This is a genomic window from Thiomicrorhabdus sp. (assembly GCF_963662555.1).
In the GTDB taxonomy this organism is placed as follows: Bacteria; Pseudomonadota; Gammaproteobacteria; order Thiomicrospirales; family Thiomicrospiraceae; genus Thiomicrorhabdus.
The window spans coordinates 987,274-1,014,019 of the sequence record NZ_OY759719.1; the positions used below are offsets into that span (position 1 = coordinate 987,274).

Annotated in this window: 24 protein-coding genes; 13 read left to right on the top strand and 11 right to left on the bottom strand. The window is 38.6% G+C overall.

All coding sequences use genetic code 11. From position 1 onward, the window contains the following. The first annotated feature begins 3 nt into the window (after positions 1-3). From ACORJQ_RS04215 to ACORJQ_RS04235, 5 genes are all read left to right on the top strand, one after another. Entirely contained in the window at positions 4-954 is a 951-nt protein-coding gene (locus ACORJQ_RS04215) for a YihY/virulence factor BrkB family protein (RefSeq protein WP_321326288.1), read from the top strand. Next, a complete protein-coding gene (locus ACORJQ_RS04220; protein ID WP_321326290.1) occupies positions 947-1,969 on the top strand; it encodes a FecCD family ABC transporter permease in 1,023 nt (340 codons plus the stop codon). Before ACORJQ_RS04215 ends, ACORJQ_RS04220 begins: the two co-directional genes overlap by 8 nt. Next, entirely contained in the window at positions 1,969-2,808 is an 840-nt protein-coding gene (locus ACORJQ_RS04225; RefSeq protein ID WP_321326292.1) for an ATP-binding cassette domain-containing protein, read from the top strand. The genes ACORJQ_RS04220 and ACORJQ_RS04225 overlap by 1 nt, the downstream gene beginning before the upstream one ends. Before the next feature lie 258 nt (positions 2,809-3,066). Beyond that, positions 3,067-3,594 carry a sigma-70 family RNA polymerase sigma factor gene (locus tag ACORJQ_RS04230; RefSeq protein ID WP_321326293.1) on the top strand — a complete coding sequence of 176 codons (528 nt, stop codon included), beginning with the start codon at positions 3,067-3,069 and terminating at the stop codon, positions 3,592-3,594. Continuing rightward, the gene (locus ACORJQ_RS04235; protein ID WP_321326295.1) at positions 3,594-4,421 is read left to right on the top strand and encodes a DUF3379 family protein; all 828 of its coding nucleotides are present in this window, start codon (positions 3,594-3,596) and stop codon (positions 4,419-4,421) included. Before ACORJQ_RS04230 ends, ACORJQ_RS04235 begins: the two co-directional genes overlap by 1 nt. Before the next feature lie 168 nt (positions 4,422-4,589). On the opposite strand, the gene ACORJQ_RS04240 is transcribed toward ACORJQ_RS04235, so the two are convergent. Next, positions 4,590-7,277 carry a bifunctional acetate--CoA ligase family protein/GNAT family N-acetyltransferase gene (locus ACORJQ_RS04240; RefSeq protein ID WP_321326299.1) on the bottom strand — a complete coding sequence of 896 codons (2,688 nt, stop codon included), beginning with the start codon at positions 7,275-7,277 and terminating at the stop codon, positions 4,590-4,592. Between the two features lie 28 nt (positions 7,278-7,305). On the opposite strand from ACORJQ_RS04240, the gene ACORJQ_RS04245 reads away from it, so the two are divergent. After that, positions 7,306-8,232: a histone deacetylase family protein gene (locus tag ACORJQ_RS04245; protein WP_321326303.1), complete on the top strand. Its 927-nt coding sequence runs from the start codon at positions 7,306-7,308 to the stop codon at positions 8,230-8,232. 245 nt (positions 8,233-8,477) lie between these two features. Here the strand turns inward: ACORJQ_RS04245 and ACORJQ_RS04250 are convergent, their stop codons facing one another. The 8 genes from ACORJQ_RS04250 to ACORJQ_RS04285 all read right to left on the bottom strand — a co-directional run bounded on the left by ACORJQ_RS04250 (position 8,478) and on the right by ACORJQ_RS04285 (position 15,682). Beyond that, complete coding sequence (locus ACORJQ_RS04250; RefSeq protein ID WP_321326304.1) at positions 8,478-8,834, bottom strand: cupin domain-containing protein; 357 nt, start codon at positions 8,832-8,834, stop codon at positions 8,478-8,480. A gap of 76 nt (positions 8,835-8,910) precedes the next feature. After that, positions 8,911-9,930: a heme-dependent oxidative N-demethylase family protein gene (locus ACORJQ_RS04255; protein ID WP_321326306.1), complete on the bottom strand. Its 1,020-nt coding sequence runs from the start codon at positions 9,928-9,930 to the stop codon at positions 8,911-8,913. An 11-nt stretch (positions 9,931-9,941) separates the two neighbouring features. Continuing rightward, a complete protein-coding gene (locus tag ACORJQ_RS04260; protein WP_321326308.1) occupies positions 9,942-10,892 on the bottom strand; it encodes a PDR/VanB family oxidoreductase in 951 nt (316 codons plus the stop codon). Then, entirely contained in the window at positions 10,892-11,461 is a 570-nt protein-coding gene (locus ACORJQ_RS04265; protein WP_321326310.1) for a dimethylamine monooxygenase subunit DmmA family protein, read from the bottom strand. Before ACORJQ_RS04265 ends, ACORJQ_RS04260 begins: the two co-directional genes overlap by 1 nt. Positions 11,462-11,495: 34 nt before the next feature. Further along, entirely contained in the window at positions 11,496-12,869 is a 1,374-nt protein-coding gene (locus tag ACORJQ_RS04270; RefSeq protein ID WP_321326314.1) for a trimethylamine monooxygenase, read from the bottom strand. 173 nt (positions 12,870-13,042) lie between these two features. Then, complete coding sequence (locus ACORJQ_RS04275) at positions 13,043-13,822, bottom strand: PAS domain-containing protein (protein ID WP_321326316.1); 780 nt, start codon at positions 13,820-13,822, stop codon at positions 13,043-13,045. Next, positions 13,822-14,517 carry a response regulator gene (locus tag ACORJQ_RS04280; RefSeq protein WP_321326318.1) on the bottom strand — a complete coding sequence of 232 codons (696 nt, stop codon included), beginning with the start codon at positions 14,515-14,517 and terminating at the stop codon, positions 13,822-13,824. Before ACORJQ_RS04280 ends, ACORJQ_RS04275 begins: the two co-directional genes overlap by 1 nt. Then, the gene (locus ACORJQ_RS04285; RefSeq protein WP_321326320.1) at positions 14,510-15,682 is read right to left on the bottom strand and encodes a sensor histidine kinase; all 1,173 of its coding nucleotides are present in this window, start codon (positions 15,680-15,682) and stop codon (positions 14,510-14,512) included. Before ACORJQ_RS04285 ends, ACORJQ_RS04280 begins: the two co-directional genes overlap by 8 nt. Before the next feature lie 307 nt (positions 15,683-15,989). Between ACORJQ_RS04285 and ACORJQ_RS04290 the strand changes: the two genes are divergently transcribed. The 3 genes from ACORJQ_RS04290 to ACORJQ_RS04300 all read left to right on the top strand — a co-directional run bounded on the left by ACORJQ_RS04290 (position 15,990) and on the right by ACORJQ_RS04300 (position 20,147). Next, the gene (locus ACORJQ_RS04290; protein ID WP_321326321.1) at positions 15,990-18,263 is read left to right on the top strand and encodes a DUF1989 domain-containing protein; all 2,274 of its coding nucleotides are present in this window, start codon (positions 15,990-15,992) and stop codon (positions 18,261-18,263) included. 368 nt (positions 18,264-18,631) lie between these two features. Beyond that, a complete protein-coding gene (locus tag ACORJQ_RS04295) occupies positions 18,632-19,966 on the top strand; it encodes an ammonium transporter (protein WP_321326323.1) in 1,335 nt (444 codons plus the stop codon). A 13-nt stretch (positions 19,967-19,979) separates the two neighbouring features. Continuing rightward, complete coding sequence (locus ACORJQ_RS04300; protein ID WP_321326324.1) at positions 19,980-20,147, top strand: hypothetical protein; 168 nt, start codon at positions 19,980-19,982, stop codon at positions 20,145-20,147. 401 nt (positions 20,148-20,548) lie between these two features. Here the strand turns inward: ACORJQ_RS04300 and nrdB are convergent, their stop codons facing one another. Then, entirely contained in the window at positions 20,549-21,682 is a 1,134-nt protein-coding gene (nrdB, locus tag ACORJQ_RS04305; protein WP_321326325.1) for a class Ia ribonucleoside-diphosphate reductase subunit beta, read from the bottom strand. Positions 21,683-21,974: 292 nt separating this feature from the next. Here nrdB and ACORJQ_RS04310 point away from each other — a divergent pair, with 292 nt between their 5' ends. Then, the gene (locus ACORJQ_RS04310) at positions 21,975-22,439 is read left to right on the top strand and encodes a hypothetical protein (protein WP_321326327.1); all 465 of its coding nucleotides are present in this window, start codon (positions 21,975-21,977) and stop codon (positions 22,437-22,439) included. 102 nt (positions 22,440-22,541) lie between these two features. Here the strand turns inward: ACORJQ_RS04310 and ACORJQ_RS04315 are convergent, their stop codons facing one another. Further along, positions 22,542-23,171 (bottom strand): thiopurine S-methyltransferase, encoded by a 630-nt coding sequence (locus ACORJQ_RS04315; RefSeq protein WP_321326329.1) that lies wholly within the window; start codon positions 23,169-23,171, stop codon positions 22,542-22,544. A 111-nt stretch (positions 23,172-23,282) separates the two neighbouring features. On the opposite strand from ACORJQ_RS04315, the gene ACORJQ_RS04320 reads away from it, so the two are divergent. From ACORJQ_RS04320 to ACORJQ_RS04330, 3 genes are all read left to right on the top strand, one after another. Further along, positions 23,283-23,939: a redoxin domain-containing protein gene (locus tag ACORJQ_RS04320; RefSeq protein WP_321326331.1), complete on the top strand. Its 657-nt coding sequence runs from the start codon at positions 23,283-23,285 to the stop codon at positions 23,937-23,939. A gap of 11 nt (positions 23,940-23,950) precedes the next feature. After that, the gene (locus ACORJQ_RS04325; protein ID WP_321326333.1) at positions 23,951-24,661 is read left to right on the top strand and encodes a spermidine synthase; all 711 of its coding nucleotides are present in this window, start codon (positions 23,951-23,953) and stop codon (positions 24,659-24,661) included. A 123-nt stretch (positions 24,662-24,784) separates the two neighbouring features. Further along, positions 24,785-26,731 (top strand): ATP-binding cassette domain-containing protein, encoded by a 1,947-nt coding sequence (locus tag ACORJQ_RS04330; RefSeq protein WP_321326334.1) that lies wholly within the window; start codon positions 24,785-24,787, stop codon positions 26,729-26,731. The last annotated feature ends 15 nt before the right edge of the window (positions 26,732-26,746 follow it).

A 26,746-nucleotide genomic window follows, 5' to 3' on the forward strand; every position in this document is an offset into this window, starting at 1 on the left:
CGTTTGCCAGAAGATGTCTTACAAAATCAGTTAACAGAAGCCAAACAGCTTAGAGTTGACTCTGTTTCATTATTTACCTTAATCAAGCAAGTAATGCATTGGCGTTTTTGGCAGCGGGTTTTTATTCATTTTAGAAACCGCCAAGGAACCGATGCCGTTGCAATTTTAGCGTACACCTCTTTAGTGGGCATTGTGCCTATGTTAGCGGTTATGTTGGGGTTGTTTTCAGTATCCAGTTATTTTGATTCTTTTGAGGCTTTAGTCATGGATCAAGTCGTGCGTAATCTCATGCCTGATTCGCAACCGGTTATTGAAGAATATATATATAAGTTTTCACAAGCCGCTGCCAGTTTAAAAGGACCAGGTCTAATCGTTATGCTATTTACAACAATTATGTTGTTGTGGAAAGTGGATCAAAAACTTAACGGTCTATGGTCACATCGCTTAAAACGAAAGTGGTGGGTAAATATTTTACAGTATCTAGGTGTTAGCTTACTTGGGCCTCTATTGCTAGGGTTAAGTTTAGTAATCAGTTCATCATTGTTGGCTTTGCCACTGTTTGTTGAAACAACACCTTTTATAGACAAGCTCACCTCAGGAATGAAGATCGTACCGCTGATTTTAGCTTGGCTTGGTTTTACTGCTCTGTACAAGTTAGTCCCGATTGTTAAGGTGCCAATCAAAATAGCTTTAATTAGTGGCTTGTTTGCCATGTTAGAGCTAGAACTGCTTAAGACGGGTTTTGCAACCTATGTTGAATGGTTTCCTACCTATGCGGTTGTTTATGGTGCTTTTGCTGCGGTGCCGCTGTTTTTACTTTGGCTATATCTAATTTGGTTTATCGTTATCTGGAATGGGGCCTTAGTAGCGACTCTAATGAATATGAATTCGCACAAACCTCGTACAGAAAACAGCGACAAAGTGCCAAATACCTCAAAGGTTGTCAGTGAGTAATCTGGTTACTTCTAAAAATTCTCCAGGCCTGGTCGTGATTATTGGTCTTATGTTTTTAGCCTTATTCATTGCGGCAAGCCTGCATCTGTTTTCTGGCAGCTTAGCTATTGATTTTACCGCTATAAAACAAGGCTTAAATGCACAGCAATCTCTAGTGTTATGGGAGTTACGTTTACCCAGGTTGGTTTTAGTCATGGTGGTAGGTGCGGGTTTATCCGTTGCTGGTGTGGCATTGCAGGCACTGTTTAGAAATCCATTGGCAGAACCAGGTTTAATTGGCGTTTCTAGCAGTGCCGCATTAGGTGCCGTTTTTGTGATTGTTTTAGGTTCTTATATCTGGCAAGACATTCAATTTTGGCAAATGGGTATTGCGGCTTTTTTTAGTGCGGTTTTAGCAACGTTTTTTATTTATCTGATTGCCACAAAATACGGTAAAACAGACGTGGCTTTAATGCTGTTAGCCGGTGTAGCCATTAATGCGATTGCTGGGGCAGCCACTCAATTGTTAATTAGTGTTTCTGATGATAATCAACTCAGAAGCGTCACTTTTTGGATGATGGGCTCTTTTGCGAATGTAGATTGGTATGCCGTGACGATTGTTAGTTTGGTTACCATTGTCATCACCTTGCTTTTATGGCGACTAGCTAAACCTTTAAATGCTTATATGTTAGGTGAAAATATTTGCATGCATATGGGGTATGACGGTAAAAAACTAAAATGGCAAATTATGTGGGGTACAGCTTTTATGGTGGCAATCGCGGTTGCTACGGTTGGCGTAATTGGTTTTGTCGGTCTAGTGGTTCCGCATATCGTTCGTTTATGGGTTGGGTCTGATCATCGCCGTTTAATTCCATTAAGTGCATTAGCAGGAGCAATTTTATTAGTGCTGGCAGACTGGGTTGCCAAAACTCTAATCTCGCCTTCTGAGTTACCTATAGGGCTTTTAATGGCTTTGTTAGGAGGGCCATTCTTCTTAGGAATGTTGCTTAACCAGAGAAAAGGCTGGGTAAAGTAATGAACACCCATCACGCTAATATGATTCATTGCCATAATTTAAGTTATCAGGTAAAACATAAAAGCCTCTTAGAAGCCGTTAATTGCCAGTTTAATGAAGGCCAAATTAGCGTTATTTTGGGTAAAAATGGGGCAGGTAAATCGACTTTGCTTTCGCTTTTAAGCAAAGAGCTTATGCCAACAAATGGCACTATCTTTTGGCAAAATAAACCGTTACAGCAGCTGAGTTATGCTGAGCTTTCTGAAAAAAGAGGCGTATTACCGCAGTTACAATCGCCGGCATTTTCACTGAGTGTACAAGCTTTAGTTGAACTAGGTGCAGAGGTACAACAAGGTTTTACACCAATGTCTGCACAGCAGATTAAACAAGTTGCTCTAACCGTAATGAAGGCGTGTGATGTTTTGCATTTAGCTAATCGTGATGTGATTAAGCTGTCAGGTGGAGAGCAGAAAAGGGCACAATTAGCACGAGTATTAGCTCAAATTTGGCCTATGAATAATATTGATGCAGGCCTACCAAAACCATTTTTAGGTCATTGGTTATTGCTAGACGAGTGGACCAATAGTTTAGATTTGTATCATCAACAAACTTTAGCAACGCTTTTTAAACAATGGGCGGCTCAAGGTTTAGGGATAATTATGGTACTGCACGATATTAATCTTTGTGCTCAGGTGGCAGACCAAGTGATTATGCTTAAAGACGCCAAATTGCTTAAGCAAGGCTCTGTAGAAGAGACATTAAATCCTTTAAATATCAAAGAAGCTTTAGGTTTGGATGTTCAAGTCATAAAAGCAGAAGGCATCGATCATCCAATCTTATTGCCTTGTTCTACTACTTAATTCTTTAACCGAATTCTTCAATCTAGTTTTTCTGCTGAGTTCTAATATTCTTTGAAAACAATCTAACGCCTGCTTAAATAGTTAAATTTCTAATTTGCTGAAAGATTACAGTGCCTACCGGGTCTTATATAAAAGTTTTAAAAGAAATAGCTGATAATCAATCAGAGTCATTAGTGATTTTTGTGTGATACAGCTGTAAAAAGGGTGCGTTATTAATGGTTATAAATATCAACAAAAGATTCCGGTTGGGAAATCCAAATGCAAAATAGACACCGCTTTTTTGAGCAGCTTGTTTCAGCCTATGCAAACGATTTATATCGCTACGCTTATTGGCTTTGTAAGCAAAAGCCTCTTGCCGAAGACTTGGTGCAAGAGACCTTTTCTCGTGCCTGGAAATCCATAGAAAGTCTGAAAGATGAAAAAGCCGCTAAAGCTTGGCTGATTACCATTTTAAGACGAGAAAATGCTCGTCTTTATGAAAAATATCAACCACAACTGCTTGAGATAGAAGAGAGTTTAGTGGCCGATGATTACCATAATGAACCCAGCCATAATCTAGAAAAAGAGCAGCTTCATCACATGATTTTAAAACTGCCTGATGAGTATAAAGAACCACTTATTTTACAAATTATGTGGGGCTTTAGTGGTCATGAAATTGCCGCAGAGCTTGAACTGAAATTGGCAACGGTAAACACCCGATTATTTAGAGCCAGACAGCAATTAAAACAGATGATGAATAATGAAATAACCGAATTTGACTTACAAAATAATAAAGGAGCAAAATGATGAATGAAATTACATTTCGTACTAAATTGCTCACTAATCCCTATGAATTAGATTCAGATATGCTGGCTTTTTTAGAGCAAAACCCAGAGAAAAAACAGAGCGTTCAAAAAGCCAGAGAGTTTGATCAAAAAATCTCTGATGTCTTAGATGTTGATGTGCCAGAAGGGCTACATGCCAGAATTTTGCTGAATCAAAGTTACCAACAAAACCATCAACAAAATAAGGTTGATAATAAGCCTGATTCATCCATAGCAGGAGGAATTGAGACCGAAGTTATTTCAGTGAAAACAGCTAATAGTAATCCAAATGGTTGGTTAAGTAATCCCTTTGCTAACTGGGCAGTGTGGACGTCAGGTATTGCTGCTAGTGTTATCGCTTTTGCTTTGTTATTTAACGTTTTGTACTCACCAAATGTACACAAAACAATTAGTGGTGATGCGATGGTCAATCACATATTGGCACATATTGCAGAAGACCCCACCTTAATGACTGCCGTTAAATTGCCAAGTACCGAATCTGAAATGCATCAGCTATTTGCCAGTGTAGGAGCTCAGCTTAATAAGCCTGTAGAAGGTATGAGTTATGCAGGTATTTGTGATGTAGAAGGCCAAAAAGGTTTACATATTGTTATGCAAGAGAATGGCCAACCAATCACAATTATTGTGATGCCTGGTCAGCAAATTACTGCCATGCAAGCCTTTGAAAAAAGCGGTTATCATGGAGAATTAATGCCCGTAAAAGGGGGAATAGTTGCCATAGTAGCAAATACAATGGAGCAAGTTGCTTTGGCCCAGACGCGTTTCTTTAGAGCGGTTAAATTTGCTTAGAATAGATTTAGGCTGACTTAGATTGATTTAGTTTTAGTTTGATTTAATAAAACCAATTTACCCTATGCTCATACATCATAGATGTTCATAGGGTTTACCAGGCCTGCTAAATTGGTTTGTGAATTACGTTTTGCTAATTAAGTTTCGCCAATTAAGTTAATCTAAAAGTCAGTCTAAATTTAACTCGATCTGAACAATATTACGATCTTCGGCCATAGTTTTTAGCTTGAAGTTAAACTGTTTTAGCAGTGATAACATAGAGCTGTTTTCACTTAAAACCTCGCCTTCCATTTTGTTTAATCCTTTTAATTGAGCATGTTGAATTAAGCTGTTTAACAATGCGCTTGCCACGCCTTTATGCTGGTAGTCATCACGCACTACAATCGCCATTTCACAAGATTTACCGTCAGGATTTGTGGTGTAACGAGTTACACCAATTTCAATGGTATTATCATTTGCGTCTTGAGTCGTTGCAATAAATGCCATTTCTCTGTCGTAGTCAATTTGGGTAAAACGTGACAGCATTTGAGGTGTTAGCGTTTGCATACTATTCATAAAACGTAAATAACGACTGCGTTTAGATAAGTTGTTAACAAAGTCCAACTCTAGGTCAGCATCTTCTGGTCGAATAGGACGAATCTCAATATTTAAACCTTTAGGGGTTTCAATTGATTGAATCAATTCATTAGGGTAAGGGTGAATTGCCATGTGTTGATAGGGTTTGTGGTTAGCAGGAATTGACTTAACCGTTATACGTGCATCTACTGCCATAACACCTTGTTCATCAGCAAACAGCGGGTTAATGTCAAGCTCTTGAATTTCTGGTAACTGGGCAACCATATCTGAAATACGTAAAAGCGTATTCACAATTGCCTCATGATTCACCGCAGGTAACCCTCTAAATGGCTTAAGCATTTTAGAAACTTTAGTGCTGTTAATCATTTTATTGGCTAAAAATTGGTTTAAAGGTGGTAGAGCAATTGAACGGTCTTGAATCACTTCAACTGCTGTACCACCGCTACCAAAGGTAATGGCTGGGCCAAATACTGGATCACGCATCACGCCAACTAATAACTCACGAGCATGTGGGCGTTTAAACATGGGTTCAACGGTTACGCCTAAAATTGTTGCGTTAGGCTGTTCTTTGGTGATTTTTTCGATCATTTTAGTAAATTCAACTCGCACCTCATGTACGCTGTTCAGGTTGAGTTTAACTCCGCCTACATCTGATTTATGCGTTAAGTCAGGTGAGTTGATTTTTAAACTCACGGGAAACCCCATCGATTCTGCGGCTACCATCGCTTGAGTGGCACTATTAACTTCAATTGCAGGGGTAATCGGTACTCCAAAAGCGTGCATAATCGCTCGGGTCTCGGCACTGCTTAATAGAGTGCGATGCTCTGCTAAAACGGCATCAATAATCATGCGAGCCCCCGCAGTATCTGTTGGCTGGCAACATTGATCTGCAGGAGCAGGCGTTTGCATTAATAATGCTTGGTTTTGACGGTAAGTTGAAATAAAACTAAAGGCCTCAACAGCCGCCTCTGGAGTTCGAAAAGTAGGAATCTTTGCCTTACTAAATAACTTACGGGCATCACTGACTAAAGATTCGCCTAGCCAGGCGGTAAAAATAGGCTTGTCATTACCGGATTGTTTTTGGTAATCAATAATCGATTGAGCAATACCACTTGGATCACTCATCGCTTGAGGGGTAAGAATAATTAGGGTCAGATCAAATTGTTCATCGTTTTGGCAAACTTCTAGAGCTTTGGTATAACGCTCGCCAGTGGCATCACCCAATATATCAATTGGATTACCGTGCGACCAATGTTCAGGTAACAAGCTATTTAACTGTTTTACACTTTCAGGGCTTAAGTCGGGCAGTTTTAAGCCGAGTTCGGCTGCTCGGTCAGTGGCCATCACGCCAGGCCCGCCACCATTGGTTAATATAGCTAAGTGATTATTTTTAATTTGAATGTTTTGTGACAGAGATTTTGCCGCTGCAAATAATTGCGAAATAGATTGGGCACGTACAGCACCTGATCTTTCAATAGCTGCACTAAATACATCGTCACCACCCACCAAGGCTCCTGTGTGAGACACCGCGGCTTTTGAGCCTTCTGGCATACGCCCAGACTTTAATAAAATAACTGGTTTCATACGAGCTGCAGCTTTTAACCCGCTCATAAACTGGCGAGATTCCGAGATGCCTTCAATGTAAAGTAAGATACTTTTTGTTTTAGGGTCAAGTGCTAAAAAATCTAGAATTTCGCCAAAATCAATGTCAGCAGCGTCACCCGTTGAAACCACTTGAGAAAACCCTACACCATTAGCCTCTGCCCAGTCTAAAACGGCAGTACAGATAGCTCCAGACTGTGATACTAGAGCTAAGTTACCCTCTAAAGCTTGGTTTTTACTAAAGGTCGCGTTTAACCCTATATCGGGCCTTATAATCCCTAAACAGTTTGGGCCGACTAAGCGCATGCCATAAGTCCGAGCAGTTTCAGTCATTTTTTGTTGTAAAATTTTCCCTGCTTTATCTTCAAATCCAGCAGATAAAATGACAGCGTTCGCAACGCCTTTTTCACCACATGCCTGAATGATTGCGGGGATACTTTTAGCTGGCGTGGCAATAATTGCTAAATCCGGTATTTGGGGTAAAGATTCAATATTTGGATAGCAGACTTGATTTTGTACCTGCTCATGCTTAGGATTAATAGGGTAAATATCGCCCTTAAAGCCCGCGGTTAACAAATTATGAAAGGCGTTACCGCCTACCGATTCTGGTCGTTCGCTAGCACCAAACACGGCAATACTGTTTGGTTTAAATAAGTTCGTAAGATAATGTGGACCCATAATTAAAAACCCTAAAGAGATGTGACGAGTGAATCTATATATTACTAGTGAAAAATGTATCTTACATGACAATGGTGTTTATCATCCAGAAATGGGTGAACGTCTTAAGCGAATTCAAGACTATCTTATTAGTAGTCAACTTTATGACTGGTTTTTGCATGCGGATTCAAGAGCGGCTAGCAATGACGAGATTACCCTGTTTCACCATCCTGAACTAATTAAATTTCTTGAAAAAAACAGCCCAGAGCAGGGCGTTGTTGAAGTTGCGGAAGATATTCATCTTTGTGAAGATTCGGTAAATGCAGCACGCCATGCCGTGGGAGCGGTACTCGATGCAGTAGATGCGGTACAGCTTGGTAGGGCACAACGCGCATTTTGTAATGTAAGACCACCAGGTCATCATGCAGAATATAACGAGGCTAAAGGGTTTTGCTTATTCAATAATGTGGCAGTGGGTGCAGCCTACGCTATACAAAAGTATGGTTTACAGCGTGTTGCCATTATTGATTTTGATGTACACCACGGTAATGGAACAGAAGACTTTGTTAGAAGAGAGCCACGAGCTTTCTTGGCTTCGAGTTTTGAATATCCGTTATATCCGTTTAGTGAGCCAGAATCGGATATTAACAATATGGTGAAAATGCCGCTCAAAAAATATGCTAAATCGGAAGAATTTAAACAGGCCTGGTCTCAGATTGGCCTACCAGCAATAGATGCCTTTGCTCCAGAGTTGATTATTATCTCAGCGGGATTTGATGCCCATGCGTTAGATCCATTAGGCAATTTGCAACTGCATGAAAAGGATTTTGTTTGGATAACCCAAGAACTTATTAAATTAGCCAATAAACATTGCCAGGGTAAAATGATTTCTGTTTTGGAAGGGGGGTATGATTTAGGTGCTTTGAGAGTTTCGGCAACTGATCATATTAAGACATTCTTTGAATTAAACTTTTAAACTTAACTGTTTAATCAAATAAAGAAAAAGACGTTATTTTAATGACATTATTGTTAGGTATGAGTATTAGAGTTTTTAAGAGTAGCCAGTTGTTCTTAAAATCTGGTAAACATAATATTTAGTAAGCATAATAAATTAAATAGGTTAAACCTTAAAATGCCTCTACCTTTAATATTTTAGTAAATTTACTTAATTAAAGGTAATGGCGTTTTTAAGATAATTTTTCTAATCGTTCTATTTAATAATTAGCCTTCACCCTCTCGTCTTTGGCCACAGAAAAATCCTAGACCGACACTGGGTGACTGGAAAGTAATAATACTACCTTTAGGGAAATAAAAAACATCTCCTACTCTGGCGTGCACTTCTTGTCCTGTCTCATCAGAAATAATCATTTCACCTTCTACAATGATTTTCATTTCATGGTAATGATAGCTATATACCAAAGGTTTATCGGATTTTTCCATTTTGAAAAAACCACCTACAATCGTTTTATCAGGATCGTCTGATACGACTAAATCGGTTAAAAAAGCGTTGGTACCATCTACTTCCATGCTAGGAATATTAGTACGTTTAGTTGCTTGCTGGTAGTGAGTCATCGCCATGACATTTCTCCTTTGTTTAAAAGATATTATGCGTGATAAAAAATTCGTTTGATTCAAATCAAACGAATGAATAAACTTAGTTTTCTAAATCAAACTGCTTAAGCCAAGCCAGTAAGGTTGGGTGGTATCGGGTTAATCCTTTATATTCAATTAATTCTTCTGGTAGAGTTTTCATGACACGATGCATACGTCGTGCCCAGTCTGGATTGGTCACCAAATCATTCATACTAATGAGGTAGGTGCGAATACTAAACATGAGAGCATTGCTTCTTGCCATTCGATCCATAACTTGTAACTCAACACGTAAGTAAACTTTTTCGCCAACATTATCTAGAGTCACACTGTTACGATCTGCTCCCCAATTTGGGAATGTTTCAGGTGAAGAATCCATTCGAGCATTGATTGTTAGTGTCCAGTTCAAACGACGTACAGGTTGATTTATAGGAATGGCTGTGAGGTATTTCAAAGCACGGTCAAAAATGCCCATTTCATGCGCCAATGGCACTGGACCATGCCATTGTGAGAAACTCATGCCAGCATCGAATGCAATAGACCAATCTGCAGGACAGGTGATGATGCCGGCATCCATAAAAAGATCATTATCACGTTGATCCAATAAAGCAATATCGCCTTGAACTTGACCACCCATGTATTCCAATGGGGGTAGCGGTAAGCTGTTGCTGTCACCGAATATAAAACTATCTTTGATTCCAAGAAGTTTATTTTCCCAGGTCCATTGATTATTATCTTTTTCAAGTGAAAAATAGTTTGGATAATCCGCTGCCATAGTTGTCATAGCACGGTCGATAAAATCCCAACATGCGAGGTCCATGTGACTCATCGCTAAACAGCGTTTTGGATTTTCTTTCAATACAAGACGACGTTCTGCCATTTCTGATAAATAATGTTCGTCAATATCAAACAAATGTTCATAAACACTCCCCTCTGCACCAGGCAAAACATGTTTTTCAATATTCACAGAATACATGTAGTCATCATCCGGAAAAGGAAATGGAAAACGCTCGATCGCATCTGAGCTGTTGGTATAGGTAAAATCATCTCTAAATGTTTGTATTGGCTTGGGTGCAAGTCTCATAAAATTCTCCTTTAAATGTCTAGGCCTAATCGGTTTGATTTTGCTCGAGAAACGCAGGGCATTATGCAGTGGTTTTCTGCGTGTTCTTTTTCGGAGAGAAAGTGATCTCGATGTTCAATTTCACCTTCGGATACCGAGCTGATACATTGACCGCAAACGCCACCTCTGCACATGTTTGGAATTTCGATATCATTTGCTTCTAGTGCTTCTAATAACGTTTGATCTTCTGAAACATAGATGGTTTTACCTGCTTTTTTCAGTTCAACAATAAATGGTTTTCCTGGTTTTGGTGCGGAAAAAGCTTCATAGTGAATATGTGATTTTGGCCAACTGGTTTTCTTGGCCTCATTAAGTACAGAATCAATTAATGATTGTGGCCCACATATATAAATATGAGTGCCTTGTAAGCAATCAGCCATAATTTCAGCCACATTTGCTTTATTGGATATAGCTGAATCGTAAGGATAGAAGCGATCTCCTAATGTTTCTTCAAGAAACTCAGCATAAGCTCCTGTTTGGCTACTACGAAACATATAATGCAATTCAAAATCAGCCCCATTCCTTAGCATTTCAGGAATATAAGACATAAATGGGGTTATACCGACACCACCTGCCAGAAAAAGATGTTTTTTAGCTCTCCAATCGGGTAAAAAAAGGTTGGCTGGTGGGGTAATGATTAGTTCGTCACCTACATGTACATTCTCGTGCATGAAAGTAGAACCACCTCGAGATTGTGGTTGTAAGCGTACAGCAATACGATATTGACTTGAGTCACGGGGGTCACTCAATAACGAGTAAGGGTTTCGAATTTTTTTATTACCTGCGGGCATTTCGACGACAATATGTGATCCCGGAGAAAACGGAAAAAAGTCAGAATTAACAGGAGTTAAAGTATATTCATTAATGGTTGGAGCAACTTTTTTAATATTACTTACAGTGGCTTTAATAGAAATGTTTGTCATTAGCTTAACTCCTCTATTTTTGGAATGTCATCGGGATCTTCCGCGTTGATTTGTACACCTACATAAGCTGAATGTAATGTTGAAAAATGATCTCGAACTAATAGCTGTCGATGGCAACCAGGACACTTAAATGGAGAGTAAGTAACGCCATTTGTAATGGTGTAACAATGTGTGCAGAATAAACGGCGTTGATTCGTCAGAGGTTTTAACTTTTTTATTTGTTCATCTGCTAAACCTGCTTTGATTGCTAAATTATGAATATCCCACAAAAAAGCTTCGGTTTTCGCTGCAACATAAATGTTGCTAGAGAAAGGGAGTTTTGCAAATACATTACTAAATGTTTCGGTAATTTGATTGGTTGGTACAGTAGATATGGTTTTATGTAAGTTTTCTGAGATGGTATCACCAACTACCCAATAACTTTTTGTACCGTTTTTACATAGCTTTATAACCTTACTTAATTCTGAAAAAGCACCTGTTTCGGCAATGAACAGGTGTTTTTGAACAGAATCATTAATACTAATTGGTGGGTACTTCGGCCTACTTTTAATGGTTGGTACAGCTTGCATAAGACGCTCCTATTGGATACATGTTTTTCAATCTTTATTGGTTTGAAACTAACTGTTCTTTATCTGGATTTGCTAAGTAGGCCTCAAGGGAATCATCCAGTGCATCAATCCAAGGAGTGTGGTGTTTTGGAGACATAGTGCCCGTCATAATGGAACGATAAGAGTGGTCACGAAACGTCATAATATTTTTCTTTTTATGATGTTTCCATTCCAAGAATGTTTTATTGACTTCAGATATATCGAAACTAGGGTAGTCCGTTGCATCAATCAATTCTTGAATGTAGTCACCTTGAAAGGTATACATTTCTTCGGCCGTTTCGAGCTTCAATTCAGATTCTCGCCAAGCCATAGAGTGATGAGTCATTTCTTCTTTTGTTTCTGGCAATGAAATTCTGCCAAGGATAATATCGCGCACATACCAGGCCTGGGCATCGAACATATTGAATGTGTACCACTGGTCTTGCATACCAAGATAGAAAAGTTTTGGATTGTCTTCCCAGACAACACCTTTATATAAATTAAGTGGCCAGAGACGATTATTGGTTACTAGGCGTAAAGACTCTGGTAAAAAAGGGAAGTGATGTAAGTAACCAGTACATAAAATGATAGCGTCAATTTTTTTAGAAGAACCATCAGAAAAATAAGCCGTATCAGTATCAACATGTTTCAATAAAGGTTTTTCATCCCAGTTATCAGGCCATTTATAGCCCATTGGGGCTGATCGATAACTGGTGGTTATGCTTTTTGCACCGTATTTATAACATTGTGAACCAATATCTTCAGCCGAATAGCTAGCTCCGACTAATAAGATGCTTTTATCCTTAAACTCTAAAGCGTCTCTGAAGTCATGAGCATGTAAAATTCGTCCACCAAATGTAGTGAATCCTTCAAATTCAGGAACTTTAGGTGTAGAGAAATGGCCGGATGCAGTGATAACATAATCAAATTCTTCTGAATAGATTTTATCTGCTGAATAGTCTTGTACTGTCACCGTAAATTTTTTTGTGGCTTCACTATAGGAGACATTTTGTACAGCGGTATTAAAACGAATATAGTCTCGTACTCCAGCTTTTTCAACACGTCCTTTAATATAGTCCCAGAGTACTTCTCTAGGAGGATAAGACGCTATTGGCATACCAAAGTGTTCATCAAAAGTATAATCAGCGAACTCTAAACATTCTTTTGGACCATTTGACCATAAATAACGATACATACTAGAGTGAACGGGTTCACCGTTTTCATCCAAGCCAGTACGCCATGTATAGTTCCAGAGTCCTCCCCAGTCACTTTGTTTTTCAAAACACACTAAGTCAGGAATTTCAGTACCTTTTGTTTGGGCAGACTGAAAAGCTCTGAGTTGAGCTAGACCGCTTGGACCAGCTCCGATAATAGCAACGCGTTTTATCATGCTGTCTTCTCCTAAGTATAAAAATTAGTTTTCATTCCTGGTAGGAATAAAAGTTTCTTTTTGTTTGTTAGGAACTAAGGTAAGGGATTTGAAAGGGAATGGGTATTCCCAAGAAATGGTAAGACTAAAAGAGTACTACCAAAATATACATCTCAGGTATTGGTTAGAAAAGTTCAACTATTTATAGTGAAAATGACGCCTTCCAACCCTAAAATTGAGCCTGTATCAGAATAGATAGCACAGCCTTTTTCATAAACTTGGTTGGTTTTACCATTGGCATGAAGAAGTCGGTAGGATATTTCAAAACATTGATTATCTTGAATCGCTTTTTGTACATTACACCATACGGCTTCTTTGTCGTCAGAATGAATAAGAGAGCCATAAGAGAGTTCAGCGTTGTTAATCATCTTTTCTGGCTCGTAACCAGTTAGTTCTAAGCAGCCATCGCTAACATATTCCATAGTCCAGTGAATATTATTACGTGAACGATAAATCATTGCGGGTACTCTGTTTACAAGACTTTTTAAACTACGATGGCGTGCTTCTTTAATTTGATCAGAGCGTATTTGAGGAGTGATGTCACAAATAGTCGCAGAAAGAGGATAAGGTTTACCTTCAAAGACTGGTTGTACTCTGATTTCGCACCAATGTACTTCATCTTCAACATCAATGATGCGTAACCAATGTAATTGACTTTCTGGCGTTTGGTGAAATTTTTGAAATGCAATTTGCCAATTAACACGATCTTCTGGGTGAATAAATTGAGTAAAAGATTGTTTGTAACTTGAGTGAGATGAATGGCCAGTTAAATTTGTCCAATGTTGATTGGTGTATTTTAGTTTATTGTGTTTTTCAATGACGATAACAGCATCGCTCAGACTGTCTACAATGGTGTTTAGGTTGAATGGGGTATAAGGTTTGATTGAATCATACAGTTGTTTTAGCCAACTCATTATAAATCAACGTCCGAATGAAAGGTTTTGTGTTTGTGGTTCCATGCAGCTAGCTCAAGTCTAGAATGTAACCCAAGCTTACGCAACAAATTCTTAACGTAGACTTTCACTGTAGCATCGCTGATGCCGAGTTGTCGACCAATGAGTTTATTGCTTAAACCTTTTGAAATTAGTTCAAGAGTTTGTTTTTCTCGCTCAGTCATATCTTTAAGTATTCCTCCATGAAACTCTGAAGAGTCTGAGGTACGATTGGTATGTCCTTGGGAACGTATACCTTGCGCCAGTATGTTTACTCCCGATTCAGTAATCGCTATTTTTCCTTCCATTACCGAAGATAATTGCTTAAGTATTTGCTCTGGATCGGTATCTTTTAATAAATATCCGTCGGCACCAATACTGATTGCATCCATCAAACTTTGGGTATCTGCCGATACTGTTAAAATGACTATTTTAGTATCTTGGAGTTTGCTTCTTAGTCTTTTTAAGGCTTCTATACCACTCATCTCGGGCATTTGAAGATCTAGTAATAATATGTCTGGAGGAGTAAATGGCATAGAGTCTATAAGCTCAATTGCCGAGCCAAAAGATTTAATGACTTCGAATTGGTTACTTTCATTCAACAGTTCAACCACGCCACGTCTAAAAAGAGGGTGATCATCTACGACGATAGCTTTTGTTGTCGTTTTGTTATGCATGATCCTGATGTTTCCTTGGGATTTGAAGTTTTATTTGAGTTCCGCCTTTTTTACGTCTGTTTACACTGAGCTGAGCACGCATTTTGCGGGCTCGTTCTTCCATTATTCTTAATCCAAAACTGTCATGGCGTGTTCTATTGGATTGAATTCCTATTCCGTTGTCTTCAACAACAATTATTATGTCTTTTTCATTATTCTGGGTAATAACAATGCGGGCATGCGATGCATGTGAGTGGCGCACTAAATTACATAAAGCTTCTTTAACAATAAATAAGGTTTCCGTTGGGTAATAAATTTCTTCCAAAGAATCTTTACAGCGGTTATCCATTTCAAAAACGATTCCAGAGTGCTGTTCAAATTCGTCAAGTGCGTTCTCTAAGGCCTTAGACAAATTGGATTCTTGGAATGTCAGTCGAGAGGATGATATTAATTCGCGCGTTAATCTATGTGCAAAACCAATCTGATTCTTTATATCAGAAGCAATCTGTTGAATTTCAGGGTCAGTTTCTTTGCAAAGCTTATTTAAGCTTGAGACACGTAATTTAAGGTAACTCAGTATTTGAGCGATAGAGTCATGTAAGTCTGCTGCCTGTGCTTTGCGCTCAAGGTCTACGGCATTAGCAATCATTTTTAGTTTGTTGTCGTGAGCGAGTAGGCCTTTTTGCAGCGCGTTTCTAAGAGGTCGTAATAAGTTAGCAGTTTCATTATTTTGCGGGATTTCACCTTTAAAAACGACGACTAAGTAACCAAGCCAGTCGCTTTCACTGTTTTGTAGCGGGAATAAAATAAAATTATAAAGACCGAGGTGTTCTGTTTTTTGTGAATTACTGATCTCTCTTTTTTTAACCAACATAGATTCGAAATAATTCATTAACTGAGGATTCGGTATTGTATTGGCTGAGGTATGAACTTGGTATTTATCCCCTGGGCTAGGGGTCAATATAAACAGATTATCGTAATGTTTTAATTGGTTTGAACAGTTTGTTTGAAGAGCATGTTGTGAAAGAAGAAAGGGTAGAAGTTTGTCCAAATTTTCGGTTGTGGCTATCTGAAAAGCAATGTCCGAATAATCAACCTGTTTCATATTGTCAGTTCGGCTAAAACGTGATGTTTTTGTAAACAATCTCCAAAAGTTGAACGATAAGAACTCTCCTAAATTTACCATTCTGATTCACCTTTATGATCAACAATTGCTTAATTGAGCTGCCTGAATCAACTAAAAGCACTAAATATGCCATTAACAGGGATCTACGGGGTACTTCATTAGAGTTACTGCCAACGGAGTATTGTGTAAAACCCTTGAATAATAAATCATATAGGTAACTTTTTTTTACTATGAGGAATAATAAAAAAGAGTTTTAAATATAATATTTACATAGCAAGTGTGTAATTTTAGCGATTAATGTTGCACTGAATGAGTGCGAAATAGTTTTTTTGCACCAAATGGATTTAATACCTTAAGAGATTCCAAAATGATGACAGGGTCTAACACACATGAAAAGAAATACCGCGTTTTGGGACAAGAAGCCATATGTCTTTCGGTGAAGGTTGGTGAACGTGTTCTTGTCAATTCCGTAGATGGTTATCAAGGTTGTGAAATTGTAATTCTTTCTACTTCAGATAGTGAATTGCCAGATTCTGTAAAAAGCTTCAAAGGTAAAGCAAAAGAAACAATGAATTTACTCAACGAGTCTGGAAGAGCATCTAAGAAATTAAAGGACGATTTTAATCGTTGGCAGGTAACAGAAAAACAATTAGCAAATGCTTATTGCTTTCCTGCAGAAAATTTACCCGATTTTATTGTTAAAAAAGATGTTCAGTTGTTAGTGATAGCCGCGGGTAGAAAGATGAAGGTAGATGAACACTTTCCCACAACAGAATTGAATGTAGTCCATTTCACATCAACATTTATTGACATACCTGAGCCCTTATCTCAGCCCGTGGCAGAAATTAGAATTCCTCACAGTAGTGCACGTACGTATGAGGTGAAAGAAGGTCAATGGATTCAGATTATTGATGTGCAAGGAAAACAAAGCTCCGATTTTATCGCGTTTGATAAAGCCGCCTTGGAATTAGGTAAGGAGATAATGGTTGATGGAACCGCTACTCGTACGGGAATGGGATTGACGCTTCCTCAACCAGGGTTGTATTCCAAGTTTTTGGATGCCGATCAGCAAACCATGCTGGAAGTGGTCCAAGATACCGTCGGTCGTCATGACAGTTTTTTGTTCGCATGTACCCCTAAATATTATGAAGATCAAGGTTATTTTGGTCATATCAACTGTACCGATAACTTTAATAAGAATCTAAGTCAGTATGGTATTAAGCCTAGAAGAGGGTGGCCAGCAATTAACTTTTTTTTTAATACCTATGCTGAACCTTGTGGAACGATGAATTTTGCTGAACCTTGGTCGCGACCAGGTGATTATGTATTGATGCGAGCAAATCGAGATTTATTGTGTGCATCATCGGCTTGTCCTGATGATATTGATCCAGCAAATGGTTGGCAACCTACCGATATTCACGTGCGAATTTATGGTGAAAGTGAAGAATTTCCACGCTCTATTGCCTATCGAACTATACCAGAGGAGTTATCTCGGATGACCAAGCAAACAGGCTTTCACAGTAGAACGTCAAAACTGACTAAGCATTTTATTGAATATCATGGTTACTGGGTGGCAAGTGAGTATGAAGGCTGGGGGGCAAATACTGAATATTTAGCGTGTCGTGAAAAAGTTGCAATGATTGATTTAACCCCATTACGTAAGTTTGAGGTAGTCGGAACTGACGCTGAAGCATTTTTGCAATATGCCATTACTCGTAATGTAAGACGTATGTCCATTGGTGAAATTGTGTATTCGGCCATTTGTAATGAGACTGGCGGCATGATTGATGATGGCACTCTTTTTAAAATGAGTGAACAAGCTTTTCGTTGGATTTGCGGTGATCCGTATACTGGAATTTGGTTGAGAGAATTAGCCAGTAAATCAGGATATAGCGTCAAGGTTTTAGAATCAAGCGACCAGCTTCACAATATTGCTGTTCAAGGTCCTTATAGTCGCGAATTACTGAATAAAATTATTTGGACAGCAGAGCACCAGACATCTGTAAAAGATTTGGCTTGGTTTCATTTTACCGTTGGACGAATTGGTGATGCAAAAGGCTTTCCTCTTATGGTTTCTCGAACAGGCTATACCGGTGAGTTAGGTTTTGAAATTTGGTGTCATCCTGATGATGGTGAGGCTTTGTGGGACATTGTTTGGAAAAACGGACAAGAATACGGCATTGCGCCTTTAGGTTTTGATGCCTTGGATAAATTAAGAATTGAAGCGGGATTAATTTTTGCAGAGCACGAATTCTGTCCAGAAACCAATCCTTTTGAAGCTGGTATAGGTTTTACAGTGCCTTTAAAAACCAATGAAGAAAATTTTGTGGGACGTAAGGCGATAGAAAGACAGGCTCCAGAGAGCCGTCATAAATTGATGGGGTTGGTAACGGATACTAATGATCCAATTCATCATGGTGACAAGGTTTACGATGGCCGCTTTCCTGTTGGAGTTGTTACAAGTGCAACCTTTTCACCCATTTTAAAAAAACAAATTGCTTTGTGCCGACTTGCTCCAGATTATGCGTTGCTAAATAGAGAGCTAGAGGTCGGACAGCTTGATGGTCAACAGAAACGGATACCTGCCAAAGTGGTCTCGCTTCCATTTTATGATCCTGAGCGAACTAGAGTTAGAAGTTAATAACTTAACAAATGAATAATTTAAAAATGTGTCGCTTTCTTGGCTGCATATACAGAATTTAAGTGATGTTAATACCAATGATGGTGACATGACTTATTTTCGATGCATTTGCATCGAAGTTTGTTTACGTTTGATTTCCATATTTGCAGTCAGCGAAGACTTAAAGTGTTGAGAAAAACGTGGTTTAGGCACTCTTTTAGGAGTGTATTTAAGAATATTGTTAGAGATTGGTTTGGACCGACAAGTTCTAACATGTTTAATCATAACCCTAATTGGTCTCTTTCAGAAAAATTGAGTTTCGAATCATTTTTGGAAATGAATTTTTTTGAATGATACGGGGTAATAATCAACTTTGAGAGGTTTCACTTATGGAGCAGGCAGCACCTACATTAGCCAGTTTGCAGGCTATGATAGAAATGTCCGATACAATCAATATGGAAATTTTCTATTGGATTTGTACAGGATTAATGGTCATTATTCACGCTGGATTCTTAGCATATGAAATTGGCGCTTCGCGTCTTAAGAATGCGTTAGCATCTGGTGTTAAGAATATTTTGGCTTTTGCATTTATCATCCCAACATTCTTCTTTTTTGGATGGTGGATTTATTTAAGTATGTACAACGGGTTTGTTCCCGATTTTGAAGCTGGTGCAGCCGGTCTTCCTTGGTCGATGAACATGGGCCCAAATTTAACCGATAACGCTTCGGGAATTTTTTGGGGGGCTTTTGTTCTGTTCGCGGCAACAACGGCTTCCATTTTCTCAGGAGCTGTTATAGAGCGTATTCGTATCAGTGCATTTCTGATTTTAGCGGTTTTACTAGGCTCAGTTGTTTGGGTTATTGGAGCTTCCTGGGGATGGCATCCTACAGGTTGGTTAACTGTAGAATGGGGTTTTCATGATTTTGGTGCCGCTGGTGCGGTTCACATGATTGCAGGCTTTTTTGCTTTGGGTGTAGTTCTAAACTTAGGAGCACGAATTGGTCGTTTTGGACCTGATGGTTCTATTAATCCAATTGTCGGGCACAGTGTTCCAATGAGTATTATTGGCTTAATGTTAATTATCGTTGGTTTCTTTGGTTTTCTAGGTGGTTGTATTATCTATAATCCAGGCGGGCAGTGGACATCTATTTTTGGTAATCCAACAACGCTTTCAGCAATTAGCTTCAATACATTAATGGCTTTTGCTGGCGGTATCATTGGTTCATTTGTTATCACTCGTCAACCTTTTTGGATGATGTCTGGTGGTCTTGCTGGGATTGTTGCAGCAGCACCAGGTTTAGATCTTTACTATCCTCCATTAGCTTTCCTCCTAGGTACAGTAGGCGGCGTAGCAGCTCCTTTGGCTGATAAGTTTATCACCAAATACTTTAAAATTGATGATCCAGTAGGAGCTTTTGGTGTACACGGTATTGGTGGTCTTATCGGTTTAATTGGTTTAGGTGTCTTTAGTGGATTCCCAAGTGTGATTGAAGGTGCACCAAACATCTCATTTATGGGTCAATTACAAAGTGCAGGGGTTATGATACTGCTTGGTTTCATACCTGGTTATGTAGTGTCTTATCTTTTTGCAAAATTTGGTGTGCTACGCGTACCTCCGAAAGCAGAAGAAGCGGGTCTTGATTTGGTTGAAGTACCGTTACAAGCGTATCCTGAATCTGTTCCGGCTCAAAATGGTACGGATTCAGGGTTAAAAACAGCATAAAAGGAGAATTATTATGAATGCAAGTCCAATTGAAAGCTGGAAAGAAGCAACAGCCTACTTTACGTTTGCAGATAATCCATTAGCTATGGGAATTATTTTAGGGTTAGCTGTTTTAGTTACATTAGGAGTTATTGTTTATAACTTCTACCATGAAAGTCAAACTTATATCGACTACAAGTAAGGTGTAGCTATTCTAGGAATACCTTTGTCGTCCAGTGAACACATGTTCACTGGATTTTTTTAAACTTACTTTTTCACAACACCAATTGTTTTGGTTTTATGAGTTTTAATTTACCTATGAATTAGATAAAAACCAATATGAAATCCCTGTGCGAATTCATTTTTACCTTAGACTAAAAAGTTAACCACTACGTCTTTCATAACATTAAAGTTAATGTATTTTTCATTGGCTTATTTTAAAGTTACCAGGCCTGGTAATTTATTATTATCCCTAATCAAGATTGATTAAAAATCTACCTAATAAAAAAGGCCACGCTCCTTTTTAATTTGGATACATAGCCTTTTCATTTATATTGGTTTTTGCCTGTTTAAGGATTCTATTTCCTTAGATCAGCCTAAGTTCTAGAGTGAAAAATCGCTAAAATCACCCATTTCTACTTTTGAATCTACCTGTCCAACAAGATAAGAACTGATTTCTGATTCTTGCGGTGCAACTTGAACATTGTCACTCACCAACCAGTTATTCATCCACGGAAGAGGGTTGCTGGTATTGGCAAAAATGGGGTCTAATTGAATCGCTCTTAAACGTACGTTAGTAATATACTCAACATAGTCTTTAAGAATGCTCGCATTTAAACCAATCATAGAGCCGTCCTTAAATAGGTATTCTGCCCATTGCTTTTCTTGCTCTGCTGCTTCTCTAAAAATTTCGTAGGTCGCTTCACGTTGTTCTAGAGCAATCACCGCCATTTCAGGATCGTCTTTACCTTCTGCCATCATCTGAATCATGTTTTGAGTCCCAGACAGGTGAAGAGCTTCATCACGAGCAATCAGTTTAATGACTTTGGCGTTTCCTTCCATTAAAGAGCGTTCTGCAAATGAGAAACTGCAGGCAAAAGAAACATAAAAACGAATTGCTTCTAATACATTGACTGAAACCACTGTTAAATAAAGCATGGTTTTAATCTTTTTACGAAAGTTGTCATCTTTAGTAAGATCAATTTGGTTAGCGTACATATGATTGGTTAAGGCAATTAACTCATCATAATATTGGGTTACGCTTTCAGCACGTTTCACAATTTCTTTATTGGTAACGATATCATCAAAGACCACTGAAGGATCAGCCACAATATTACGAATAATGTGTGTGTATGAACGGCTGTGAATGGTTTCTGAAAAAGACCAAGTTTCAATCCAAGTTTCAAGCTCCGGCAAAGAGACTAGCGGTAATAAAGCTACGTTTGGTGAACGACCTTGCACTGAATCTAATAATGTTTGGTACTTTAAGTTACTAATAAAAATGTGTTTTTCATTTTCAGGCAGATCAGAATATTCGGTTCTATCGCTCGATAAATCAATCTCTTCAGGGCGCCAGAAGAAGCTTAATTGTTTTTCGATCAGTTTTTCAAAAAACGGGTATTTTTGCTGGTCATAACGAGCAACATTAACACTCTGTCCAAAGAACATCGGCTCTTTCATTGCGTCATTATTAGAACGACAAAAAGTAGAATAAGTATGTTTATCTTGGCAGCTCATGTACTGTTCACCTAATACGTAATTGGGGAAGGTTAATTAAAGTTGAAACATTGTATTACAGTTTTGAGTTTAAGAATAGTTAGCAAGTTCTAAAAATCTATTAAAAGTCGCCTATATTGTGGTTGTTTTTTTTAATGGCACAAGATAAAAGTTTTATAGCATTGATTCAATCTATTCAAAAATCTTTAAAAGCAAGTGCTATTAGCCTAACTTTAAATGATTATGCTTGGCTTTATGAGTTTGATTTTAGATAATGAAAATAAGTTTTAGAATGCCAACAGAGAGGATAAGCGTGTCATTTAAAGAAAAGTTGATTTGGCTTCAAGGTAAAAAGGTAGCGGTATGTGATACCGATAAAATTCGTGTTGCCGAAATAACAGCTTTTTTACAACGCTATGGTATTGATGTGATTTGGATGAAAACAGCTAAAGAGATGTTGGTTGATTTAGAGTCACGTCGCTATTCAACTCATAGAGTTTTTTTTGCAGTATTTGTTTCAGCAGATTTGGCTCAAGATTTAAGCAAACCTTGGACAGAAGTCATTAAGGTTAATCCTAGTATTTTAAAAGCCCCATTAATTCTCACCGGCTCAGCTCAACAAATGAATGATTCGGTCGATTTGATTAATGCAGGGTATTTTAGCCACTGTCTAATCAACCCCATTTCTGCCCATGAGATGTTACGTGTTTTAAGACGTTTAAATCGTTGGAGTGCCATGAGAGGTGATACCACGCCTTCAGCTACCTTGGTTAATTAATTTAAGCGAGTTGATTAAATTACCCAAACCCCCAAGGGATATAAAGGCCTGGCAAGTTAAGAAACTTATCAGATGTTAAAACAGTAATAACTAATCAAATCTCTAACACCTTATTACAAACACTTTTTCTAAGGCGTTTGTTCCTTTGCGGCTAAATGGTACTTCTTCTACTTTTGTAACCGTGGCAAAAGGTTCAAATAATGTCCGTACTTCTTGTTCTGTTACTGAAAATGGGGGGCCAGACATGACTGATTGGTCGTATTCCATTGTTACTAATAAAAACTGACTGCCAGCGGGCAAAATAGTTTGTAGGTGAGTTACGTACTGTTTTCTCATTTCTGGGGGTAAAGCCACTAATGCAGCACGGTCATACACAACATGAATATCAGCACATTGCTCCGCGGTTAAATGAAAAAAATCACCACACAGCAAAGTCATATCTGGCATTTTGTAGCCGCAATGGTTGCCTTGTTCAATAGGTTCTGCGGTTAAATCGTTTTCAGACAAAAACTCAGCTAAAGCTTTAGGGCTCAGTTCAATCCCTAGAACCGAGTGGCCTTGGTTAGCCAGCCAAATCATATCTAGCGATTTGCCACACAACGGCACCAAAACATTTTCATTGCCTTGCAAACCTAATTTTGACCAATGATTTTTTAAATAGCTATTTACATCGGGCTGGTGAAAACCCACTACACCGCTTGCCCACATATCGTGCCAAAAATTCGCTTCCATTTAACGTGTTCCTTATCTTTTGAACCTCTATAATAAGCACATTATATTAACATAGCATGTCTGTTTTCAGTTTTTGCTAATCAGAAAAGTGTGTAGCCAAAAAGCGAACAAATGATGAGTCAGGATTCTAAAGATAAACAACAAGAAGTAACTCAAACCAGTGAACCGGTTGAACTCAAATTGTGGCAAAAAAATTGGTTTAAAAACCTCATTTGGGTGATTGTGTTTCTGGGTGCATTTCTAGCGATTCGTCCTTATATGCAGGGTAATGTCATTCACGGCCAAGCTCCAGAAATGAAAGTAACCTCTATCACTGGTAAAACCTTAGATTTACAAGCATTAAACCAGCAAGGTAAACCTGTTTTAGTCCATATTTGGGCTACTTGGTGCCCAATTTGTAGTGTGAGTAAAGGCGGGGTAGAGAGTATTGCTAAAGATTTTGCGGTTATCAATATTGCCACTCAATCAGCAGATGACGAGCAACTACTGGTTTATGCTAAAGAAAATGACATGAATCCCAATTTGATTGTGAATGATTTAGACGGAAAATGGTTACAAACCTTTGGAGCCAAAGCCGTACCAGCGGATTTTGTTATTGATCCGCAAGGCAATATTGCGTTTGTTGAAGTAGGTTTTACTACGGCTTGGGGTTTACGTTTACGACTTTGGTGGGCAGGGTTAACACAACCCTCTTCTGACTCAAGTGATAAAGCAGCAGATAAAACAACAGATAAGGCATCAGATAAAGCAAGTGGTGCTATTAAGTGAAATATGATGGCATGACAATTCACAGTGTACGTGATGAATTTGGTCTGATTGAAGTGGTGCAAAATCGCTCAACCCGCAAACTCTACTTTGATTCACCTATTGAGCAAAGTTGTTTATATTTAAACGCCCCAATGACGCTTAACTTTGAGTATCAAGAAAAAATTATAGAGTGCGTTTTGGCATTTGCCAATCAACACAATAAAGAACAAAATTGTAGAGTGCTTATGTTGGGAATGGGTGGTGGCACTATGGCACAACATCTTTTTCATACGTTGCCGAATATTCAAATTACAGTAGTTGAGCTTCGCCAAGCGGTGATTGATTGTGCTTACCATTATTTTCAACTGCCCAATGAACCAGAGATTGATGTGGTTTGCCAAGACGCAATGGCTTTTATAAAAGATAATGCCCAAGAAAATGCACAATGTTATGACGTGATTATTGTTGATATCTTTGATGCTCAAGGTTTACCCACTGAATTAAGCGATAAACAGTTTCAAGAAAACCTGTGGCAAAATATCAATTTACCAGGCCTGGTAATTTTTAATTTGTGGTATCAATGGAATCAAACCCACAGTAATGGTAAGCCAGTTCCCACTGAAGAGACCCAACAGGTGATCAATTTTTGGCAGAACATGGCGAATGAAAATACCGACTGCACACTTAATCGCTATAATATTCAATCTAGCCAAAACTTGATTGCTGAGATTTCAAAAACCTAACTTGGCGATGATACAATCAAACACACAAAATTCAGTTATTTATTGATGGATCTCCTGCAGAGACCTCTAATGACTAATCTAATTTTTTACAACCGTTTATATACAGACTAAAGCGATATTTCTATGGCCCTTTTATTTTTACGCGACATTTCATTAAGTTTTGGCGCAGCTCCCTTGTTAGATAAGATCTCTTTTCAACTCGAACCCAACGAGCGTGTTTGTATTGTTGGTCGAAATGGAGAAGGAAAGTCGAGTCTATTAAAAGTTATAGAAGGTCTTATTCAGCCGGATGGCGGTACCCGTATTGTGCAAGACGGCATCAAAATTGCCAAACTGCAACAAGAAGTACCGCATGACACAACTGGTAGTGTGTTTCACGTAATTGCCGATGGCATGGGGAATATTGGTCGTTTATTAGAAGAGTTTCATCAACTCAGTTTACAACTAGAGCAAAACTACAGCGAAGCCGTTTTAGATAAATTTACAAAAACTCAACAAGATATTGAATCGCAAAATGGTTGGGAGCTAAAGCAACGTGTAGATACCATCATTTCTAAACTTGGACTGCCAGAAGACAGCGAGTTTTCTACCCTTTCTGGCGGTATGAAACGCCGTGTGTTATTGGCACAAGCCTTGGTACAAGATCCTGATGTGCTTTTACTTGATGAACCAACTAACCATTTAGATATTCCCTCTATTCAATGGCTTGAGGGTTTTCTTAAGAATATTCGTTGTTCACTGATTTTTATTACTCACGATCGTGCTTTTTTACAAGCACTAGCCACACGTATTATTGAATTAGATCGCGGTAACTTAAGTAACTGGAATTGCGATTATCACACCTATCTAGAACGCAAAGCTGAAGTGCTTGAAGCGGAAGCTAAACAAAATGCCTTGTTTGATAAAAAGCTGGCACAAGAAGAGGTTTGGATTCGTCAGGGAATTAAAGCCCGTCGTACTCGTAATGAAGGTAGAGTGCGTGCTTTAGAAAAACTACGTGAAACTCATAAATCTCGCCGTTCTCAACAAGGCACGGCTAACTTACAAGTGAATCGTTCAGATATCTCTGGTAAACAAGTATTTGATATTGAAAACCTAACCTTTAACTGGCCAACTAAACCAATTGTTAGCAACTTAAGCACGCTCATTATTCGTGGTGATAAGGTTGGGATTATTGGTGAAAACGGTTGTGGTAAATCAACGCTATTAGCGCTACTTTTAGGCAAACAACAACCTGATTCTGGAACGGTAAAAATCGGTACCAATATTGATATTGCCTACTTTGACCAACACCGTGCTCAGTTAGATGAAAATAAGCCTGTGGTTGAGAGTGTGCTTGAAGAGAGTGATCATGTTGAGATAAATGGCCAACGTAAACACGTTATGAGTTACTTGTCTGATTTCTTATTCTCGCCAGAGCGTGCGAGGCAGCCAGTTAAATCTCTATCTGGTGGTGAACGTAACCGATTATTATTGGCACGCGTCTTCTCAAAACCATCTAATCTACTGATTTTAGATGAACCGACTAACGATTTAGATGTTGAAACCTTAGAACTGCTGGAAGAGTTATTAATGAACTACCAAGGTACGGTGTTAATAGTAAGCCATGACCGTGCTTTCTTAAATAACGTCTGTACCAGTAGTTTAGTGTTTGATGCACCAGGTGTGGTTAATGAGTATGTGGGTGGGTATGACGATTGGTTGCGTCAACGTCCGGCACACTATGGTGATGTTACCAAAATCACCGGTACCCGTAAGCCAGAAACAGAAAAATCTAGCCCTGTTGTGGAAGCGGCTCAGGTTCAAAATAATCAAACGACTGCTCCCAAAAAAGCCAAAAAACTCAGCTATAACGACCAACGTGAATATGATGCATTACCAGAGTTACTTGAGAATTTAGAAGCTGAATTAGAAGCCTTAAATGAAAAAATGGCAGAACCTGATTTTTATCAACAAGGTGAAGAAGTGGTGCAGGCGACTTTGAAAAGTTTAAATGACAAAGAAACAGAATTAGAAGCCGCGTTTGAACGTTGGGAAATTTTAGAGTCAATGGTAATGGGAGACGCTTAGTTTTTAAGCAAGTCC

Coding starts and splice junctions, on each gene's coding strand:
- ACORJQ_RS04225 (WP_321326292.1), top strand. CDS start 1,969: ATGAACACCCATCACGCTAATATGATTCATTGCCATAATTTAAGTTAT.
- ACORJQ_RS04230 (WP_321326293.1), top strand. CDS start 3,067: ATGCAAAATAGACACCGCTTTTTTGAGCAGCTTGTTTCAGCCTATGCA.
- ACORJQ_RS04235 (WP_321326295.1), top strand. CDS start 3,594: ATGAATGAAATTACATTTCGTACTAAATTGCTCACTAATCCCTATGAA.
- ACORJQ_RS04240 (WP_321326299.1), bottom strand. CDS start 7,277: ATGGGTCCACATTATCTTACGAACTTATTTAAACCAAACAGTATTGCC.
- ACORJQ_RS04250 (WP_321326304.1), bottom strand. CDS start 8,834: ATGGCGATGACTCACTACCAGCAAGCAACTAAACGTACTAATATTCCT.
- ACORJQ_RS04255 (WP_321326306.1), bottom strand. CDS start 9,930: ATGAGACTTGCACCCAAGCCAATACAAACATTTAGAGATGATTTTACC.
- ACORJQ_RS04260 (WP_321326308.1), bottom strand. CDS start 10,892: ATGACAAACATTTCTATTAAAGCCACTGTAAGTAATATTAAAAAAGTT.
- ACORJQ_RS04265 (WP_321326310.1), bottom strand. CDS start 11,461: ATGCAAGCTGTACCAACCATTAAAAGTAGGCCGAAGTACCCACCAATT.
- ACORJQ_RS04270 (WP_321326314.1), bottom strand. CDS start 12,869: ATGATAAAACGCGTTGCTATTATCGGAGCTGGTCCAAGCGGTCTAGCT.
- ACORJQ_RS04275 (WP_321326316.1), bottom strand. CDS start 13,822: ATGAGTTGGCTAAAACAACTGTATGATTCAATCAAACCTTATACCCCA.
- ACORJQ_RS04280 (WP_321326318.1), bottom strand. CDS start 14,517: ATGCATAACAAAACGACAACAAAAGCTATCGTCGTAGATGATCACCCT.
- ACORJQ_RS04285 (WP_321326320.1), bottom strand. CDS start 15,682: ATGGTAAATTTAGGAGAGTTCTTATCGTTCAACTTTTGGAGATTGTTT.
- ACORJQ_RS04290 (WP_321326321.1), top strand. CDS start 15,990: ATGATGACAGGGTCTAACACACATGAAAAGAAATACCGCGTTTTGGGA.
- ACORJQ_RS04295 (WP_321326323.1), top strand. CDS start 18,632: ATGGAGCAGGCAGCACCTACATTAGCCAGTTTGCAGGCTATGATAGAA.
- ACORJQ_RS04300 (WP_321326324.1), top strand. CDS start 19,980: ATGAATGCAAGTCCAATTGAAAGCTGGAAAGAAGCAACAGCCTACTTT.
- nrdB (WP_321326325.1), bottom strand. CDS start 21,682: ATGAGCTGCCAAGATAAACATACTTATTCTACTTTTTGTCGTTCTAAT.
- ACORJQ_RS04315 (WP_321326329.1), bottom strand. CDS start 23,171: ATGGAAGCGAATTTTTGGCACGATATGTGGGCAAGCGGTGTAGTGGGT.
- ACORJQ_RS04320 (WP_321326331.1), top strand. CDS start 23,283: ATGATGAGTCAGGATTCTAAAGATAAACAACAAGAAGTAACTCAAACC.
- ACORJQ_RS04325 (WP_321326333.1), top strand. CDS start 23,951: ATGACAATTCACAGTGTACGTGATGAATTTGGTCTGATTGAAGTGGTG.
- ACORJQ_RS04330 (WP_321326334.1), top strand. CDS start 24,785: ATGGCCCTTTTATTTTTACGCGACATTTCATTAAGTTTTGGCGCAGCT.